This is a genomic window from Pseudidiomarina donghaiensis, assembly GCF_900116895.1.
GTDB lineage: Bacteria > Pseudomonadota > Gammaproteobacteria > Enterobacterales > Alteromonadaceae > Pseudidiomarina > Pseudidiomarina donghaiensis.
Genome location: NZ_FPCF01000001.1, coordinates 1 through 17,093, shown reverse-complemented (window position 1 = coordinate 17,093; position 17,093 = coordinate 1). Strand labels below are relative to the sequence as shown.

General features: G+C 40.9%; 13 protein-coding genes and 2 pseudogenes. 8 read left to right on the top strand and 7 right to left on the bottom strand.

What is annotated here, in order from left to right:
• Positions 1-624 precede the first annotated feature (624 nt).
• Positions 625-879, bottom strand: coding sequence for a helix-turn-helix domain-containing protein (locus BM334_RS00060; RefSeq protein WP_241970872.1), 255 nt, complete (start codon positions 877-879; stop codon positions 625-627).
• Between the two features lie 701 nt (positions 880-1,580).
• On the opposite strand from BM334_RS00060, the gene BM334_RS12760 reads away from it, so the two are divergent.
• The 4 genes and pseudogenes from BM334_RS12760 (at position 1,581) to BM334_RS12665 (ending at position 3,995) form a co-directional block, all read left to right on the top strand.
• Positions 1,581-1,703 (top strand): hypothetical protein, encoded by a 123-nt coding sequence (locus BM334_RS12760; protein ID WP_256209324.1) that lies wholly within the window; start codon positions 1,581-1,583, stop codon positions 1,701-1,703.
• 175 nt (positions 1,704-1,878) lie between these two features.
• Entirely contained in the window at positions 1,879-2,235 is a 357-nt protein-coding gene (locus BM334_RS00055; protein WP_092836221.1) for a hypothetical protein, read from the top strand.
• 433 nt (positions 2,236-2,668) lie between these two features.
• Positions 2,669-3,439, top strand: a pseudogene (locus BM334_RS00050) (IS3 family transposase); the annotation flags it as partial.
• 388 nt (positions 3,440-3,827) lie between these two features.
• Positions 3,828-3,995 (top strand): hypothetical protein, encoded by a 168-nt coding sequence (locus BM334_RS12665; protein WP_157981843.1) that lies wholly within the window; start codon positions 3,828-3,830, stop codon positions 3,993-3,995.
• Positions 3,996-4,282: 287 nt separating this feature from the next.
• Here BM334_RS12665 and BM334_RS00045 read toward each other — a convergent pair whose 3' ends face one another.
• The 4 genes from BM334_RS00045 to BM334_RS12660 form a co-directional block, all read right to left on the bottom strand.
• On the bottom strand, positions 4,283-4,768 hold the full coding sequence (locus BM334_RS00045) for a hypothetical protein (protein WP_092836215.1): 486 nt from the start codon (positions 4,766-4,768) through the stop codon (positions 4,283-4,285).
• A gap of 194 nt (positions 4,769-4,962) precedes the next feature.
• Entirely contained in the window at positions 4,963-5,379 is a 417-nt protein-coding gene (locus BM334_RS12930; RefSeq protein ID WP_092836212.1) for an Ltp family lipoprotein, read from the bottom strand.
• A gap of 48 nt (positions 5,380-5,427) precedes the next feature.
• Positions 5,428-5,709: a hypothetical protein gene (locus tag BM334_RS00035; protein WP_092836208.1), complete on the bottom strand. Its 282-nt coding sequence runs from the start codon at positions 5,707-5,709 to the stop codon at positions 5,428-5,430.
• A 483-nt stretch (positions 5,710-6,192) separates the two neighbouring features.
• Entirely contained in the window at positions 6,193-6,351 is a 159-nt protein-coding gene (locus BM334_RS12660) for a hypothetical protein (protein ID WP_157981842.1), read from the bottom strand.
• 784 nt (positions 6,352-7,135) lie between these two features.
• Between BM334_RS12660 and BM334_RS00030 the strand changes: the two genes are divergently transcribed.
• Entirely contained in the window at positions 7,136-8,377 is a 1,242-nt protein-coding gene (locus BM334_RS00030; protein WP_092836203.1) for a hypothetical protein, read from the top strand.
• 87 nt (positions 8,378-8,464) lie between these two features.
• Here BM334_RS00030 and BM334_RS00025 read toward each other — a convergent pair whose 3' ends face one another.
• A complete protein-coding gene (locus tag BM334_RS00025; protein ID WP_092836201.1) occupies positions 8,465-8,830 on the bottom strand; it encodes a hypothetical protein in 366 nt (121 codons plus the stop codon).
• 690 nt (positions 8,831-9,520) lie between these two features.
• On the opposite strand from BM334_RS00025, the gene BM334_RS00020 reads away from it, so the two are divergent.
• Positions 9,521-13,294 carry an anti-phage protein Upx-like protein gene (locus tag BM334_RS00020; protein ID WP_092836200.1) on the top strand — a complete coding sequence of 1,258 codons (3,774 nt, stop codon included), beginning with the start codon at positions 9,521-9,523 and terminating at the stop codon, positions 13,292-13,294.
• 272 nt (positions 13,295-13,566) lie between these two features.
• Here BM334_RS00020 and BM334_RS00015 read toward each other — a convergent pair whose 3' ends face one another.
• The gene (locus tag BM334_RS00015) at positions 13,567-14,877 is read right to left on the bottom strand and encodes a hypothetical protein (RefSeq protein WP_092836186.1); all 1,311 of its coding nucleotides are present in this window, start codon (positions 14,875-14,877) and stop codon (positions 13,567-13,569) included.
• Between the two features lie 161 nt (positions 14,878-15,038).
• Between BM334_RS00015 and BM334_RS00010 the strand changes: the two are divergent.
• A pseudogene (locus tag BM334_RS00010) lies at positions 15,039-16,126 on the top strand (IS3 family transposase).
• A gap of 53 nt (positions 16,127-16,179) precedes the next feature.
• Positions 16,180-16,950: a competence protein CoiA family protein gene (locus BM334_RS00005; protein WP_092836177.1), complete on the top strand. Its 771-nt coding sequence runs from the start codon at positions 16,180-16,182 to the stop codon at positions 16,948-16,950.
• Positions 16,951-17,093 lie beyond the last annotated feature (143 nt).

The following is a 17,093-nucleotide window of genomic DNA, read 5'->3' as shown; positions in this document are numbered from 1 at the left end:
AGCGATAGCCCCCACTTCAGAACCATCAATCAGGTCAAATAATCGCCTTTGATTCGCTTGATTGGGTGGAATAATCAATTAGAATAGGACAGGTTCCATCGCAATATACTGTGCTAGGAAAAACTTTAGCTACAACATGTTGTGGGGACTCTCTCATAACAGCGAGCTCGACACTCGAAGTTATGAGAGAAGTTACGGTAGACCGCTGTTACCTGTCGTACCGATTTGAGAGATCAGTATTCTAGTATTTGTGGTGTAATTTTTACATCCAAATGCGACGAATGACAATTTAACAGCGTCTGCTTTTCTTTAACCGAAATTATAGGAGAAAAGCTTATGCTTACCTCAGGTGATGACTTTGAATACATTTACGTAACCTCTTTTTTTCATAAAAAGTTGGGACGTCGTATTCACGCTCATGAGTGTGGTAAGAAGGCATTTCGTTTGCGCATTCGCCGTAAATAGAGATCCTTCTATTACCTTTAAAAGCTGCGGGGTTACTCGCAGCTTTTTATTTTTTAGGAGGCAATGTTTGATAAAGCATTTTCTATCGTTGAGCGGGTTGCGGAGGCATTCACTTAATCGTTATAGATTACTTTATATTCGCTTCTTTCCCATCGCAGTTTAATCATTTTTCGATTTTAGTAATTGATAGGCTTCAAGCCCTAGCGCAATTGCGATTCGCTCTATGTTGTATATCGTCACATTTTTTTCTTCGCGCTCTAACATTCCGATATACGTTCGATGAACTCCAGCTCTCTCCGCAAGCTGTTCTTGCGAAAGGCCCTGTTGCAGACGATACGATTTTACATTTTGAGCAAAAATGCTAACCAAAATGCACTTTTGTGAGAGGTTTTTCATGAGCCAAAATTGACTCATTGCATACCATGAATCTACATACTATGATTAGCATCTCATCTAAAATGATGGGCTCTTTTGTGATTTTGGTGATATGGAAGTTCAATCCTAATAGGGAACATTACAGTATTGCATCTTGGTCAGCGGAAAAACGCAGGTCTTCTATGTTCCATCCTTGTCATTAGCAATTGAATTTCCAAAGAAATCGCCTATTTACTAGTAGGATGGATACTTTAATGATTAAGAAGTTCTTGTTATTTGTATTAATGTTTGTTTCTGGAAGTTCGGTTGTACAGGCTGACACTACGCGGTTTACAGTATACAACCACTCGAAGTCGCCAATAGAGGTAGAAATGCGGGGCAGTGGCTCCTTCATTGTCCAACCACTCACAGCACATTGGTTTTCCTGGGAACACCCTGACCCATATTATGCAAACGCTGCACGTTGCCAAAAATCTCTCGGCGAAATGCAATGTACTGTGGCAGGATCATTATGGACCAGAATTAAATATCATAACTGCGATATTAAATATGGTGATATGAGAAATCATCGAATCGATTGTAAATAAATCTAAAGCATCATTGCTTAATTTGATTCGCCAAATCTTAACTTAAGACGCTCTTGGTAGCTCGCGAGCGTCTTAGCATCCTGCGGCAATTATGTCGGCACCATTTTAACATTTAGTGTTTGGTGTTTGGTGCAACGGAAAAAGGAAGCGATTATGACAACAACACAAGCAACTCTGATCCTTGTTGCTGGTCTCATCTTTGTCGTAGGCGGGCTTGCGATGTTTATAAACATCTATTTGAGAGAGCGTAAAACGCAACGAGATGACAAAACCTAAACTAGTTTAGTCGAGTTACAAAGAAGGGAGAAAAATATAAATCTCCTCTATTCAACTAGACGGCTCACAAGAATAACTACAAACAATGCCGTTGAACTGCACGATAAATACTCTAGGGGATGACTGTGTTATAAATTGGATATTTATAACTTGGCTTTAACGTCGAGATACTCAAATGCACCACGAAAACTACATCCCAATATCTGCTCACCAACCATTAAAACTAACTTTAATGGAAAGGCTCGAGTTGCCTGACGACCACTTAGCCATGAGCGTTCTCATCGTGCAAGGTTTCAGGTTTGACATCGTAGGTTCTATAGCGAACGAGACGGCGCTGTCAGAAAACGAAATCTTACATGCGCTTCACCTTCCTTACTGGAACAAAGTCAAGCAAAGGAAGCATCGACGCTTTAACACTGCGGAAAGCGATCGCATTTATGCATTAATTGAAGTGATTACTAACGCTGAGGCACTTTTTGGGGGAGATCTTTCCGAAGCTATTCATTGGCTAAAAAGCCCTCCAGAGCCCTAGGTAAACGCTCCCCCCTTGAAAACTTAAATTCATTTTTCGAATTTCAGCAGGTACTTTCCCTTATCCATCGCTTGGAGCGCGGTGTTTGGTAAGGCCTGAAATTTTAGAACACATCTTTATGTCGACAAATATCACTAACGACTACCGTCCTTACCTTTCCGTCCATGAGGGTTCCAATATAAAGCAATAAGTCCTAATCCTAGAATCGGCGCTGCTGTCAACATTCTTTGCTAAGAGTGTACCTATCATATTTTCTGTCCAACCACGTTGGTGTTTGTTTCATTGATCCGTACCAGTACTTTTGGACACCGAGCTAAGTGAGTAAAATCACTTAACTCGGTGAATCATGAAAGCAAATAAAACACGCAAAGTCCACACACAAGAATTTAAAGCAGAAGCCCTGAAATTAGCTGAAAGAATAGGCGTTGCAGCGTATTATGGCTCCGAATCAACTTTTTACCGGGTGCTGAAGCTACATGGTCAATTGCATCATCGCGGTCGCACTGCAGCGCCTAAGGGCCATAAAGCGCCGGAGACATTTGAAGCTACGGGACCTGGGCAAGTGTTCTGCTGGGACATCACCTATTTACCGAGCGCTGTACGTGGGCAATTTTATTATTGGTACATGCTCGAAGACTTGTTTAGTCACAAAATCGTTGGTGATGAAGTTCACGAGCAGGAGTCCGGCGAGCTCGCGGCTGAACTCTTACAACGCACATTGTTGCGTGAAAACTGCTTACACACAGGCTTAGTGTTGCACTCTGATAATGGTGCGCCGATGAAGTCACAGACGATGCGGGCTAAAGCATATGAGCTAGGTGTGACCACCTCATACAGCCGCCCGCGAGTAAGTAATGACAACCCGTTTGCAGAGTCGCAATTTAGAACCTGCAAATACCGGCCAGAATGGCCATCAAGTGGCTTTAAGAGCCTCGATGAAGCTCGACAGTGGGTGTTAAAGTTCACACGCTGGTACAACTACGAGCACAAACACAGTCAATTAAACTTTGTGACGCCTCATCAACGTCACACCGGCCAAGACAAAGCCATCTTGGCTCAACGGAAACGGTGCATGGAGGCTGCAAAAGCAGCAAATCCAAGTCGATGGGGTAAGCGCGATGTACGCAATTGTGAGCCAGTCGGGCCAACAACATTAAACCCTGAGAAAAAGCCAGTTAAGCAGGAAGAAAAACAGGCTGCTTAAACGAGAAAAAAGTGTCAACTACCTTGAAAAACGCCGGTGCGTCCCTTTTGCTATTTCGTTATAGCGCTTGCTCATTTTACAAATAGTCGCTCGAGCGACAGTGTACTTTATAAAATTAGTGCGAAACTTGACGTGGCTTCCATACTTTTTGCTAAAAGCATAGTTGGGTAGCATACTAGAGCTTAATGCATCATAAAGCACCACGAGCCAGCACAATGGCGATACAAGCAGAACAGTTGTTAGGTTTGAGAGGTGGACTGGTTTGAGTGAGTCTAATAAGAAAAATTGAAGCTCCCGTACGAGGAGTCAGAGCTTTTATCTGGGCTTCGTGAATACACCAGTCACGCGGATGAGTTAACTCGGTTAGATATTGAAACAGGTTGGGTAAATGATGAATCTCCAGAAACAAAGCGTTGAACCTACAAGCAAAGGCATAAAGCAAGAGAAAGCTAATGAGTATAGTCTTGACGAGCTTTTGTCAAAAAGCTCAGCAGAAGCTTTCTGGCAAAATAATGAAGATAAGCAGTGGTTGACCGGTCCATTGATTGAAAAGTAATGCGTTGTACAACATTAATCTTTTTGCGATACTGCATTTGAGGATTTGAACACCACGACAGGAAAACTAACCACGTTCTTGTCACAAAAAGCCATCACCAAGTTTGATGGCTTTTGTTTTTTTAACGCATTATATCTTAAGACTTGAACTCCCCAAGGCAGAATATAACTGTCCCGAAATTTACTATTGGTCGCTCATGAAATGGCTTCGTTGTAAGAATTATTCGCCTTTTTATACGAGTATTCTTACTTCTTCAATTCCAAGAGAAACTTCCCCACATGGATTAGTCACACAATTCGTCTTTCGAGATCAAATATATAGTCTGAAGTTACAACGATACTGGCGTCGATATTGTATCGACAACCACCTGTTGTATAAGATCGCCAAGATTCAAAGTCTGCTTGGTTTACTCGTCGTGAGAGACTATAGCTTGGTTCACCAATTATTGGCAGATATTTTGGCCATGGTTCGTCGTCATATTCCACTTCCCAAGCTTTCTTCATTTCAACGGAATATGTTTCCCAAATGCGCGACGAATAAGCTGTACCGCTTGCTGAGAGGTGAAAAATAATACTTTCAAATAAGATTTTATTATGCAGTGTTTGATGTTCACTCTCGCGTATCAGCTTTTCAAGTCGCGCATCTACTCCCCTTGTTCCGTTGCGCAATTGCTCATTACTTAACTGTAACTCATTAACTTTTCTAAGTTGAATATCATTTCGGATTGCCAGAAATATGGCAATAATTGCGGTAATCATTGCAAAATAAATCATAGTAAATTCAACCTATAAATTGAGTTCATTTGTAACTACCCCTAAAATAATACGGTTCGCTCTTAGAATGCGGTTTAACCTAAAGAGTATCGGTACATATTAGGCCTTACCGGACATAGTTAACAATTGAGCGATTTTCACCCACAATTTTACGCAGGACAACATAAAACAATCCGGTTCTCGACCTTAAGGGACTAACAAACACCGGCCTGCGTAGCCCCGTAAGTTGCTTGGCTTTGGGTATAACCATCTCCAGCACTAGATGAGAGTTGTTCTATGAGTCTTTTGCACGAAAACCCCTGCAAGCTAAGATATTGCTTCGCAGATCTTACCGCTTGTTTGTTCCAATCAATGTTCATACTATCAACCGCGATAGTTGCATCAGAAAGGTTATAACCTTCCCCAAAATTAGATGAGAGCTGTCGGATAAGTCCGCTTCGCGAAAAACCAGTCATATTAAGATATTGTTTCGCCGATCGTACTGCATTTTTCTGAGCCCTTGTTAAGCTTTCCGACGACGAGACTTGTTCCGTACTTGACGTTACATAAGAACTGTTTGATGTTGATAGGAATCCATTATCAGAGCTTCCTTGGAGGTTGCTCCGTACCACTAAAAGTGTCCACTTTTAGTGGTACGGAGCAATTAATTTTGAAGCAACTTAAATGCACTTGAATTCAATTTCAGTTGACCCCAGCCGTGCAGGAGCCGCGGCCACTACAGTTTCTTCTACAATTTCAAGCTTCAAGCCCTTGGATTCACAAAACGCGTTAGCTTCTTTATACACTTCAGCTTTATTCTCTAGGCTAATCCCGAGCCCCGGAGAGCCGTCCTTCTTACCGATGTAATAGAGGTTCTCGCCGAGTGATATAACCCCTGTGCTGGCACATGCAGAGGCTATTAATGAAATGGTTAATACTATGGTCAGGTGCAAGAATTTCATATTTTACGTTCCTTTGCGATTACTCTATCCACTATGCGGCCTTTATGTAACTACCCCGTAATTTTATACAGTTCGCTCACGAAATGTCTTCATTTCAGGAGCACATTCGCTACTCATCAAAAGCAAAGCTTTTTACTGCAAAAACCAAGGACATGACTTCCGATAATGCCAATTATCGGTAGTAATGGTCCATTCGTACCGACCTTACGGTTTGAGCAGAGGGTTACCAACGGAGCAAAATTGATTCCCCGAGAGTGCGGCCCAAATATCTCCGAGCAACATATTGGATTAACTATAAACCGGTGGCCAGTTTTTCTTGACCACTACAGTTCGAATCCTGTCAGGTGTGCCATTGAAGGGTTTCGTTCAATTCCCCTACAAATTCTATGAGAATGCTGTAAAAATAAAGCTGCTTGATGTTTGTTTAAAGTGGTGCTTGAAGGTGTTATTGAGCGGGGTTTGCTCCCGGCTCAGAGAAGCTCGTTATTGAGCTTCATTTGAGTCGTTAGCTAGGCGCTTTAACGATGCTTTCGCATCTACACGCCCTTTTTTATTATTGTGCGACCAGTAAAACATAGCTAAACCACCGATAAGCATTACTATCGGGGCAAATAACAGTAAGGTAGCTTGTGTTGTACTCATAACAATGTCCTTACGCTAAGGATTCTTTATTAGTGTAGCATATAATCACTTCATATCAGCGTTTGCTTTTCAGTAGACTCTTTCATTTGGGTCTCTTCAGTTTAAATTTCAACATTAGTACAACAACATGCATTTCTCATCCCCAACTAAATGTAGACCTGTCAAATCACGCCCAAATTCATCGTCCTTGTGGATCTTGTTACTGGGGGACCGTCAGTAATATGAAGCCTCATCGAGTCATGGTTCTATTCTTGAGGGAAAGGAAACTCCGTACGTCCATAAAAAGAATTTCCAGGTAACCCTATATTTTTTATTTGTTTTTTTAGGGGTATCCTGCCCGATTTGCGATAAAGCGCGATCATAAACTCGCTGAATTTTTGTGGAGTAATAGCTTAAATATCGGCGGCAAGTTGCAAACAAACTCAAGGCTCCCTAAACACATCATTACCGCAACATTCAGATTTTTTAGGCATTTCTTCGGCTGATATATCGAAAGAGAAAGTGAGACCGTATATTAGATCAGTTGTTCTATGCAAAACATGCTTCTACATTTTTTCGATCGATCGCTATAGATGCTGTTCAGCTAAAGCAAAATTCGTTCTAACCTTTACCGTTAAAACCACTAAAAAACGCTTTTTAACTATACATTTCAGTGGCTTATTGCACCCACGCCGCTTGACCTTTGCCATTCTTTGACTATATTTCCCCCATCAATAAACCTTCAGGCGGTCAATAATATGCTCAACTACAAACACAAATATGAATTACGAAAAGAAGTTTTAGAATGCGTGGTTCTCGTATGATTTCGACTAAATATCTAAGGACCGAAGAACGTTTGGCTATCTTCAGCGAAGAATGCAGCCTTCGTCTTCAAGCACCAATCGAGCAGCTATACAAAAAATTCCCAGAAATAACGAACTGCACCTTTAAACCAGAAATTCGGAATGGCGAGAGGTTCTTACCTATAAGAATCGAGATCTTTAACACTCCTAAAAATTTCGGTCGCGTAGTTCGTTCAAAGGGCGCTATCGAAGAAGCAGTTCAATTCTTGAGTAACTTCACAATGCCGTCTCTTGATTTCGAATCGTTATCGACCCCCGAGCTTGTAGACAACTTTGTTGAGGAACGCGTAATGCCTCAACTTAAAAAATTTTACGACTTTTATGATGTCGTGCGGGTTAGCGTAATAACATCGGCACGCATAGTGCCGCAAGATAGGCAATTCATGAAGCCGGTTTTCAGGTACAAAATCCGCCTGCCTATCGAAGTGGAGCTGGGCGCTGGTGAACGGATAGTGACAACCTTGAGTGCTCTTAAAGAGACAACAAAGACATACCTACGTCAATTCAATCCGTTTCACGAAAAATACTGCGAATTTATGCGGCTTGATGGCCGAAGGTACCCGTTCCCCATCCAAAACCTCTTTTTTGAAAGAATGGACGACGAGCATTCTCGCACGCGCGCGCATGTGACTTATACCAACCGTCAGGAACAGACTATTGATTATCTTGCGAATCAACAACGAGCTGATATTCCTTCTTTTCGTCTGCCTAACTCAGACCGTACTTACAATTTGAAAAGGGCAACCCATCAGTTTTTTTATCTATGGTCTGCAGATGAACACTTACAGTGCGGGGATCGCCGGACTATTCATAAGTTTGGCATTACATCGATAGCTATGAGCGAACTGGATTTACTTAGTCTTGAACAAGCTATTAGAAAGCGTATAAACGGTTACGTCAGAGATCATTCAATAACAGTATGGGGAGAAAGAATTGAACTGATCTCTAATCCAGAGCCCTTAAATGCCGGGAAAAATGACCTGAATCGTTTTGAGTCATTTTTAAAAAATAAAGACAACAACATGTTACTTTGCGACGTATCAAAACAAGAGTATAGCGCTCCGGCAACGGAGGTCATGCTTTCTGATTATCAAAATCAGGTCTATGTAAAACAATACATAGAGAAATTGGCCTCCACTTATTTTCCCAATATCAAATTTCTTGAGGGCATTCGAACTTCCTGAAATCTTTAAAACAACGATATCGTCGAGGGTACACCTGCTATTGCTGATGCACTTCCTACTGATTCCCAAGGAAGTGATCTAGCTAGATCATTTCCTTGGGCATGAACCATCTAAGTCGAGCTCGAAAGCTACTTCTGGATCATCCCAAGTTAACTGCTCAAGAAATGCCGTCGGGATAGCGTATTGCTTTAGAAACGAGGAAATATGCGCCTGAAGACTGGCGAAGTCATTAAAAATGCTAGGCCAATAGATATCACTGAACTGCCCTCGATAACTGGATTTAGTGCGCCGGTCTAAAAATGACACCACGTAAAAAGACCTGAGCATTGACGGAGCTGTATCTATGAATTTTATCCTTATTCGCGCCTGCCTTTTGTTGTACAAAGCAAAGAACTCCTGACGGACACCCGCCATTTCCTCATGTTCTTCCGCCGTATTGGTATCGTCCCACATACTCACTCTCCGTTCGAAAAAGCTAGCTTTATTACAGCGCAACCAAAGCTGCAGGTATAGAGTACAGAGGCGCCAATACTGGCCGGTCTGTGCTTTTTGCTGTAAAAATGATTGTAATCCCCCGGAAAATCGGAGCAGTTATAAGTAGAAAATGCCTTCAACGCAAAACTCTGAATTATCTATACGCAGACGCACCAACAGCAAGACCACCTCGGTGCGCGTAGCCAAATCAATTATGGCGCAACATGGCCAGCTTAAGAGTCAAATCAAACTGTTATCTTTACTTCCGATAACGCCAATTATCGGTAGTAATTAGTTCCCCATAAGGATCCACCATCCAGCACTTGGTAGTAAAATGTTTCATATATTAGTTTGAAAATTCTTGCATCCGTTACTTGCAACAGTACACAGCACTAATAGCTGTCCAGCGATTACTAACTAAAGTTTATCTTTTGTAGTTATAGGTGTACTTTTGACTAAAGATATATCTGGAAATCTGGAATTTTACCCCAAGCCACGCATTTAACGTAAAAATATAGTTATGGAAAAAGCGATTTGACAATGAGCCTACAACTTCAAGATCAGTACTTTGAACCATCGCAATGCGGTGGCCCACGTTCCATAACAACTGCAGTTGGTTATTGAACGGCATTAAAATTTACTCGAATGGTTAAAAACTGAGAATTGTATATGGATATTGATAATTTGGACTTCTCCGAGCTACTCCGTTTTAATGAGAGTCAACAAATGATAGCCCCAACCTTCGGTCAATTTAGAACTAATCATCATATAAGTAATTTAACCGACAGCTACGATTTTGAAGATGCTCTACTCAAACTAATAGGTCTACTATACGAGCAAGATTTACATAGCAACCTAATGACTACCGAAACTATGATTCATCAGTGTTTTCTTGCCGACAGTGGAAAGGAGTTACTAGATGGCGACGGTTTAACTCGACTATTCGATGGTATTCGATCTACATATATCGGTTCGTGGGAGGACCCCGCTGAAGATACTATGGTTGGGCTAGTCAATTCGAATGAAGGATCATACATGCTCCTAAACGGGCTGTGGGAGAGCTCTTATTTCTACACGCAAATATTTATCGATTTAATAGAAGATATGCCAAACTATGATTTTTTTCTAAGCATAAAAAAATCAGTAAAGGCGATTCTATCTATCTCTAATGAGTCTGTTATTGCGACAGGTCTAAAGCGTTACCAGAGGGGTTGTGAGAATCCAAAATCAGAATGGGATTTCTCGTCCTACATATCGACTAAATCGAATAACATCGCTTGCTTTTCGTTAGATGATTTAACTCGACTGGGAATAGCTGAAAAGGATCTTAAGCCTTTTATAATTGAAAAATCAGATATTATTGCGCTTACAGACGAAGCGTTTGGAAACTCCTCATTGGAGCGTAAGCCTATTTATAAAACAAAAGCTGGCCAATACGTCTTAGCTTTACCAACCGCGGTGAGTGTTGCAGTTCGCCTATTTGTGATCCAACAAATGGATAAGCTTAAAATGCTGGATCAGCTTCTATATGCCATGCAAGTCAAGTACGTTAATTTTTTTAGTGAGCACTCGCGGTTACTTGGCGAAATTAGTAACGTACCATTCTCACCAATAAAAAACTCCAATAAAGAAATTGTCGGTGCAGATGCACTTGTCTGTCTTGATCAGCATCGATATGTCCACTTCTTAATGTTTTTTGATAACTTTCGTAATTATGAAAATGGGTTAATCACCGGTGCACCGAGCCCAGATGTCGATTTAGAAGAAACTCTCACTGAACACATAAAGAAAGCACATCGTTATGCGTCCCAATTAGATGGATTTCAAAGCGGACTTAGCATTCTTATTGGGTGTGGGTGGGGCCGTTCAGTTGCTTTTGCAGTTAAAGGCAGTACAGAATTTAATAACTGGAATTTAGAGTTCGTTTCAGCGCCAGATTTGGATACTTTCAATCAAATCATCAACATGAGTCCGTTTACCTTTTGGCGACTTATAGAAGCTAAACTTAGAGTCCTTGATGCTGGAGTTCATACTCACAATCTAAACGGTTTACTCAATCTTTATGGGTGGGCTAGAGATAATGATTTTAATATTATCCCTCACGCAGCCTTTGATGAGGATTTTGTTAGCTCATCTTTATTCATGATGATCGCTCAAAACGCTTTGTTAAATGTTAGATGGGAAGTACAAAATGAAAACGATATACATAAAGTTCTTAGTCCATACGATGAAGTAATTTCAGTGAAAAGACTTACTACAGGTAGCTACTTTAAAGAAGACCGTTTCAAGCCAATTTATGCGTCAGTAGATAACATTAATAAGGGACAACTACTTGGGTTGATCGAAGGTAACTTATGCTCATGGTGGTGCGCTCCTTCACAGGTTGACACTCAAAACAAGGACCTTTTATATAGGTTATGGCATGGTGTCTGTAATTGGATATGCAAAGCTGATTTAGCTCTATCTAAGTTAGGCTACTCGTCTTTACATGACAAAGTTTTTTTAAGAATTGAATTTGAAGATGTTGATATCCCAAAGCAAATATATCAAGTACCTGAACCTGACACTCTTAACAGTCTAATAGAATTATCTGTTTTCGAAGACAATGGCTTCCTAAACATACATTGTAAGTTCCTAAAAAAATATTTTCTTGCTCTTCATCGAGCTGACAATACCGCAGAGAAAAAAATCATTAAGTCATTACTCACTGTTTTTATAGAAGAGTCTGTTGAGTGTAATAATCAAGAGAAGATTGTGGATGCAATCATTCAGCATATTTTTTTAGATCACTACGGGAAAGAAGTGCATATGCTCACTGCACAAACTTTTCTTGATTACGTAAAAATGAGCTTACCGGAACCTTTAGCGTTAGATCGATTGGATGACGCCACTATTAAAATTGGGCTAGCATGGATGGTAAACAGCCATAACGAACCATGTAATATCAACGGCAAGTATGAATCTACGCAGTATTTGAACGACTTAACGTTTAGTCTTTGGAAAAAAATTCAGTGTTATTTGAGTTCATTCAACAAAAAAGCATTAACGCTTTTCTTACTTGAGAACCATGCCGCCGTAGAGGCCGATATTGAACATTGGCAACGGACTTTCAAAGCCATGTTGGGACTTCATCTTAATAAGGATGACGTATATTCGGTAGCACTGGAACGAATTTCATCCAATAATGCTACGCTTACAGGAGCTAGGATTCTAATTGAAATGGCTATATGTGAATCATTAGATAATGGAGGCAGAGTTCCAAATAAGCTCGATATCACTAAGCTTATCACTTTTGCAACGGCCATTTTCCAATATGGAAACCTCTCAGATTCTATAATGTACGAATTGGTCAAGCCCACACTTAGACTTTCCACGTATGGTGATGTGCAGTTTGATCATACCGCATATGACACCGTAGTAAACCCTTACGGTAAATCCGTTCAGACCGTGATGATAAACCATGCTTCGAGCAAATATGATAATTACTTCTCTGAGCCCCAAGTTCACGAAAAGGTTGAAGGCCTATTAGAACAGGAGTTCGAGTCTGCGTGGCACGAAGAGTTTGGTATATCGATCGATGAAGCCAGAAAGATTTTAGATGTTTTTGAAGATATTGGTATTGAAAAAAATAAAGCTGTTTATCCAATCTCTCGCTCAGAGCTATTTCATCATTCTAAAACTAATGGTGTTCCAGACACTGTGATGAGAGCCTTTATTGATAGATTTACTCTGCCAGAAAGGTCAAGCTGGACGGTGCTACCTAAAGAATTCCGCGTTAGCGATATTTCTCCCTGGAGATATCGACGTCGGTTGTCGTTAACGGCAAGACCATTAATTATACTCAATGATCAGTTGATTATCGCCCCTAGCCTGATACGTAAAGGAGTTCTATATTGCTTGTCAAATTCATATGACGCAACCTTAGATGGATCATTTTTCAATACAAGAGCTATGAAAAAATGGATTGGAGCGCAACGCAACGAGTCAGGGCACAGATTCAACCTACAAGCTGCTGCCAAGTTTAGTCGCTTAGGCTGGGAAGTTGAAGCTGATGTTAAAGTCAGCAAAATTCTTAAAGCAAAGACCAAGAAAGATTTTGGCGATATTGATGTACTGGCATGGAGTCCTTCCGAAAAAATCGTCTACCTAGTTGAATGTAAAGACTTAGAGTTTGCCAAAACTCAAGGTGAAATAGCTAAACAGATATACGAATTTCGTGGTGTGACAAAATCGGATGGTAAACCAGATCGCCTAAGAAAACACATGGACCGCTTTGAAATTTTGGATGACAACATTGATAAACTAAAAGACTACTTGAAGCTAGAGTCCATAGAAGAATTGAAAGTAATGCTGTTATTTAGACAAACTGTTCCTATCTCTTACAATAACGCTAACGGTGATATACCAGTTATTATTAGCTTTTTTGACGAACTAACTTTTTAATTTAGTTCTTCGTTGTTAATAGCCGGTTCCGATATTTTTGAAGGATTTTAGTGTAATAATGTTTACTTACTATTTGCTTGGTAAAAGTGAGGGCATCACCTCAAACAATTTATGCTCAAGGCTGGACAATCTACAACGAAAATGCAACCTTTTTTGGTTTTTCACTCTTATCCAGACCAGTCTTCAAGCGAGAATTCTTATTAGACTCTGTGGATTCGGTAGGTAAATACTTAGAGCGCCACTTGTATAGCATCAGCTCTTGTTTGAGGTTTTTACCTGACATTTGACTTTCCTTTCAAAAAGTTATCAAAATAATGAGTGTTCAGCGCACTATCGAAGTAATGCTTTCGCTTAATCCATACAAAACCGTCGCCTTTCGATATTATAGCAACATCTATAGGACCACCAACTGTTTCCGTGTCGTTTGTCACTTTTCTTTTGAAGGCCGTCATGTTAACGAGTGATTCTGCCATATATGCTAGTTCATCCTTAGGCAAAAACTCAACCATATCGACAACCTGATCTGTATATTGACTTCGTATCTGGCGTTCAATCGAAGCAATCGTTTCATCCCACTGTTGTTGTGCAGTATTTACAAGTGTCTCTCTCAACTGCTCCTTCTCACCATCTCCAATGGTGGCATCATTAATAAGCTGATTTGACTTAAATAAAATCTCTTGAAAGAGATGTTGAAATTGCTTAACAATGTCTGATTTTAGTCTCGGGCTAATACCGTGCATAAAAGTCAGTGCCTCTTCATCCTGGGCATAGGCTTGTATCCCACTAGAACCAGCTACCGCACTCTTCTGTGAGTTTGGAATGACTCGTAATTTTTCAGACCAGAATCCCTTTAAATTAAAAGCCAAAACAGACGGAAAAAACTCTTTGTTCCCGTAACCTGCAAAAACGATACCTGAATTCGAACCAAGAGGATTCTCTTTTGCTGTTGCCAACGCTAAGACTTCAGCAGCAATTTCAATAGACTGAGGCGGGAAATCACTGTCTTGATGGCTTGGATTTATGAGTTCAACGAGGAATTCTTTAGCCTGCATCTGAATCGTACGAACATCGTCTGCATCGAAATTATTTAAAAAGTTATTCTCATGCAAAATTTTCGTTATTTCTGCAGCTTCACTATCAAAAATATTGAAGGTTTCAATCGGAGTTGGGTCTTGCCCAGTATCCTCAATCAACCCCCTCACTTTTGATTCAACGAGCTCCCACAACTGGGTGTAAACGAAGTTCCAATGCTGACGAATAAAATGTTCTCTCAGTTCCATCGGAATCAACTTCGGTTCAGTCGCGAGAAATTGGAAAAAGTCCTCTGCATAAGCTTCTAATGTATCAAAGCTGTCTTCTTTTATCTTTTTTCGGTACTCTTTTACAATAAGCTCCCATGGAACTTGGCATAAGCTACCTGTTCCATATATCATAATCCCAACAGGATGAAATTTAGTTAACGCAAAGAGCTTTTCCGCTCCGTTATAAACCTTTGTACTACCATTTCCATCTGATATCGATACCGCCGAATCTGCAGCAAGTGCAACGGCCGATTTATTCAATACCGCAATTTCAGCTGTCATCCTATAACCTAAATCTTATAAACGAATTACCTTTTTCTACATCATTTAAACATAATAGTCGAGCTTAAATCGCCATATCCGGCTAAAGTGTGTAATCCCCCCAGAAAATCGGAGCAGTTATAAGTAGAAAATTCCGTTAAACTAAAACGAAGGAGTTTTCTATACGCAAATCACGATACACAGACAGTCAGATCTTAGAGATTCTGAAACAAAACGAGAACGGTATACCGGTTCCAGAGCTTTGCCGTGAACACGGTATGAGCTCAGCTCAATTTTATAAATGACGCGCCAAGTTTGGCGGCATGGACGCATCGATGATGAAGCGTCTCAAAGAGCTTGAGGACGAGAATAAACGCCTCAAAAAAATGTATGCCGAAGAGCGACTCAAAGCTGAGATCCGCAAGGAAGCCCTTGAGGGAAAGCTGTAAAGCCATCTCAGCGCAAAGAGATGGCGCAAGCTGCCATTCAACGTCATGGTATTAGTGTTCGTTTTGCCTGTGTTTGCACGGGCATTAGCACGAGCTGTTACCACTATCAAAGCAAACTCAGCGATGAAAACGCTGTGATTGCTGATTGGTTGCTGCGCTTAACCACGGTGCACAAACGCTGGGGTTTTGGTTTGTGCTTCTTGCACTTGCGTAACGTGAAGGGGTTTCCATGGAACCACAAACGCGTGTATCGCATTTATCGCGAGCTAGAGCTGAACTTACGAATCAAACCCAAGCGTCGCCTGCGACGTGACAAACCGGACGCTTTAAGCGTGCCAACCGCAATGAATCAAGTCTGGTCGATGGACTTTATGTCCGATAGTTTGGTCGATGGTCGTTCACTGCGAACATTTAACCTCATTGACGATTACAACCGCGAAGGGTTAACCATTGAAGTCGATCTGTCGCTGCCAAGTGCCCGGGTTATTCGCGCCTTAGAGCAAGTGATTGAATGGCGAGGAAAACCTGCGGCGATTCGCTGCGACAATGGCCCAGAATATTTGTCAAGCGAGCTGATTAACTGGGCTGAAAAACATCAAATTACGATGCTCTATATTCAACCAGGTAAACCGACTCAGAATGCCTATGTTGAGCGATTTAATCGAACAGTACGACATGAATGGCTCGATTTGCACCTGTTTGAAAGCGTAGAACATGCACAAGAACTTGCCACTCAGTGGCTTTGGCTTTATAACAACGAACGGCCTAACACGGCTATCGGAGGCATTCCGCCCAAACAATTAACGCAAGCGGTTCATTAATTCTACGAATAACTGCTGCTTAAAATGGGGTGATTACACTCGGAATAGAATATATGAACAACGTCAAAATACCATTTGCAAAAGACCGTGCTACAGATCAATTTGTAGCCGTTGATGAAGTCGAAAAAGGACAAGGTTGTAACTGCATTTGTCCATCGTGCGACGAGCCTCTAATAGCACGACAAGGCAGTGTAAATACCTGGCACTTTTCTCATTACCTTACTACAACTAAAGATAATGACTCTGCCACTAAGCCATGTGATTATTCGTTTGAGCACTCGGTTCGCTTGATGATTCTCCAGCTTTTCGAGGAATTGAGAAGCTTTACAGTCCCAGAGCTAAAGATAGACCACAGAGTCGTTGCTAAGGAGAGAATGCTTAATCTTGATGACGTTGAATTGCGATGTGATTTTGAAGGACAGCTAGTTGATATTAAATCTTTAGTTCAAGGCGTTCCATTAATCATATATATCGTTCATAAAGGACGCAGACTTCCGATGAACCTTCTCCGTCCCGAAATTCAGCGTTGCGGCGTTATTCAGCTCAACATCGAATCTTTATATAGAGAGTTTGAGCGCCGAAATAAACCTTTTCGAGAAATAGTAATTAACTATCTAAAACATGAAACAGCTGGCAAGAAGTGGGTATATCATGTGAAGCAACATTTACCGGAGCTCGTCGAGCGAAATGTAACTCAAAGACCATCGATTTTTTATCAGTTTAACTGCTTAGAATGCAATTCTAGCTGGTCGGGTTATCAAAACGATGACATGTGCAAAACATGTAAGTCGCCACTATACGTGTATCGAAAGGCCAAGCAATGAAGCTTTGTTACTGGCTATCGCTATTTTCGTTTAATCTTGATTTTGTACTTGTAATTCCCCCATTTTAAGCAGCAGTTATTCGTAGAATTAATGAACCGCTTGCGTTAATTGTTTGGGCGGAATGCCTCCGATAGCCGTGTTAG

Bases quoted from the DNA above. Each gene is read 5' to 3' on its own strand.
- BM334_RS00015 (WP_092836186.1), bottom strand. From the start codon at position 14,877: ATGACAGCTGAAATTGCGGTATTGAATAAATCGGCCGTTGCACTTGCT.
- BM334_RS00005 (WP_092836177.1), top strand. From the start codon at position 16,180: ATGAACAACGTCAAAATACCATTTGCAAAAGACCGTGCTACAGATCAA.
- BM334_RS00045 (WP_092836215.1), bottom strand. From the start codon at position 4,768: ATGATTTATTTTGCAATGATTACCGCAATTATTGCCATATTTCTGGCA.
- BM334_RS00035 (WP_092836208.1), bottom strand. From the start codon at position 5,709: ATGAAATTCTTGCACCTGACCATAGTATTAACCATTTCATTAATAGCC.
- BM334_RS12660 (WP_157981842.1), bottom strand. From the start codon at position 6,351: ATGAGTACAACACAAGCTACCTTACTGTTATTTGCCCCGATAGTAATG.
- BM334_RS00030 (WP_092836203.1), top strand. From the start codon at position 7,136: ATGCGTGGTTCTCGTATGATTTCGACTAAATATCTAAGGACCGAAGAA.
- BM334_RS00025 (WP_092836201.1), bottom strand. From the start codon at position 8,830: ATGTGGGACGATACCAATACGGCGGAAGAACATGAGGAAATGGCGGGT.
- BM334_RS12760 (WP_256209324.1), top strand. From the start codon at position 1,581: ATGACAACAACACAAGCAACTCTGATCCTTGTTGCTGGTCTCATCTTT.
- BM334_RS00020 (WP_092836200.1), top strand. From the start codon at position 9,521: ATGGATATTGATAATTTGGACTTCTCCGAGCTACTCCGTTTTAATGAG.
- BM334_RS00055 (WP_092836221.1), top strand. From the start codon at position 1,879: ATGCACCACGAAAACTACATCCCAATATCTGCTCACCAACCATTAAAA.
- BM334_RS12665 (WP_157981843.1), top strand. From the start codon at position 3,828: ATGATGAATCTCCAGAAACAAAGCGTTGAACCTACAAGCAAAGGCATA.
- BM334_RS00060 (WP_241970872.1), bottom strand. From the start codon at position 879: ATGAGTCAATTTTGGCTCATGAAAAACCTCTCACAAAAGTGCATTTTG.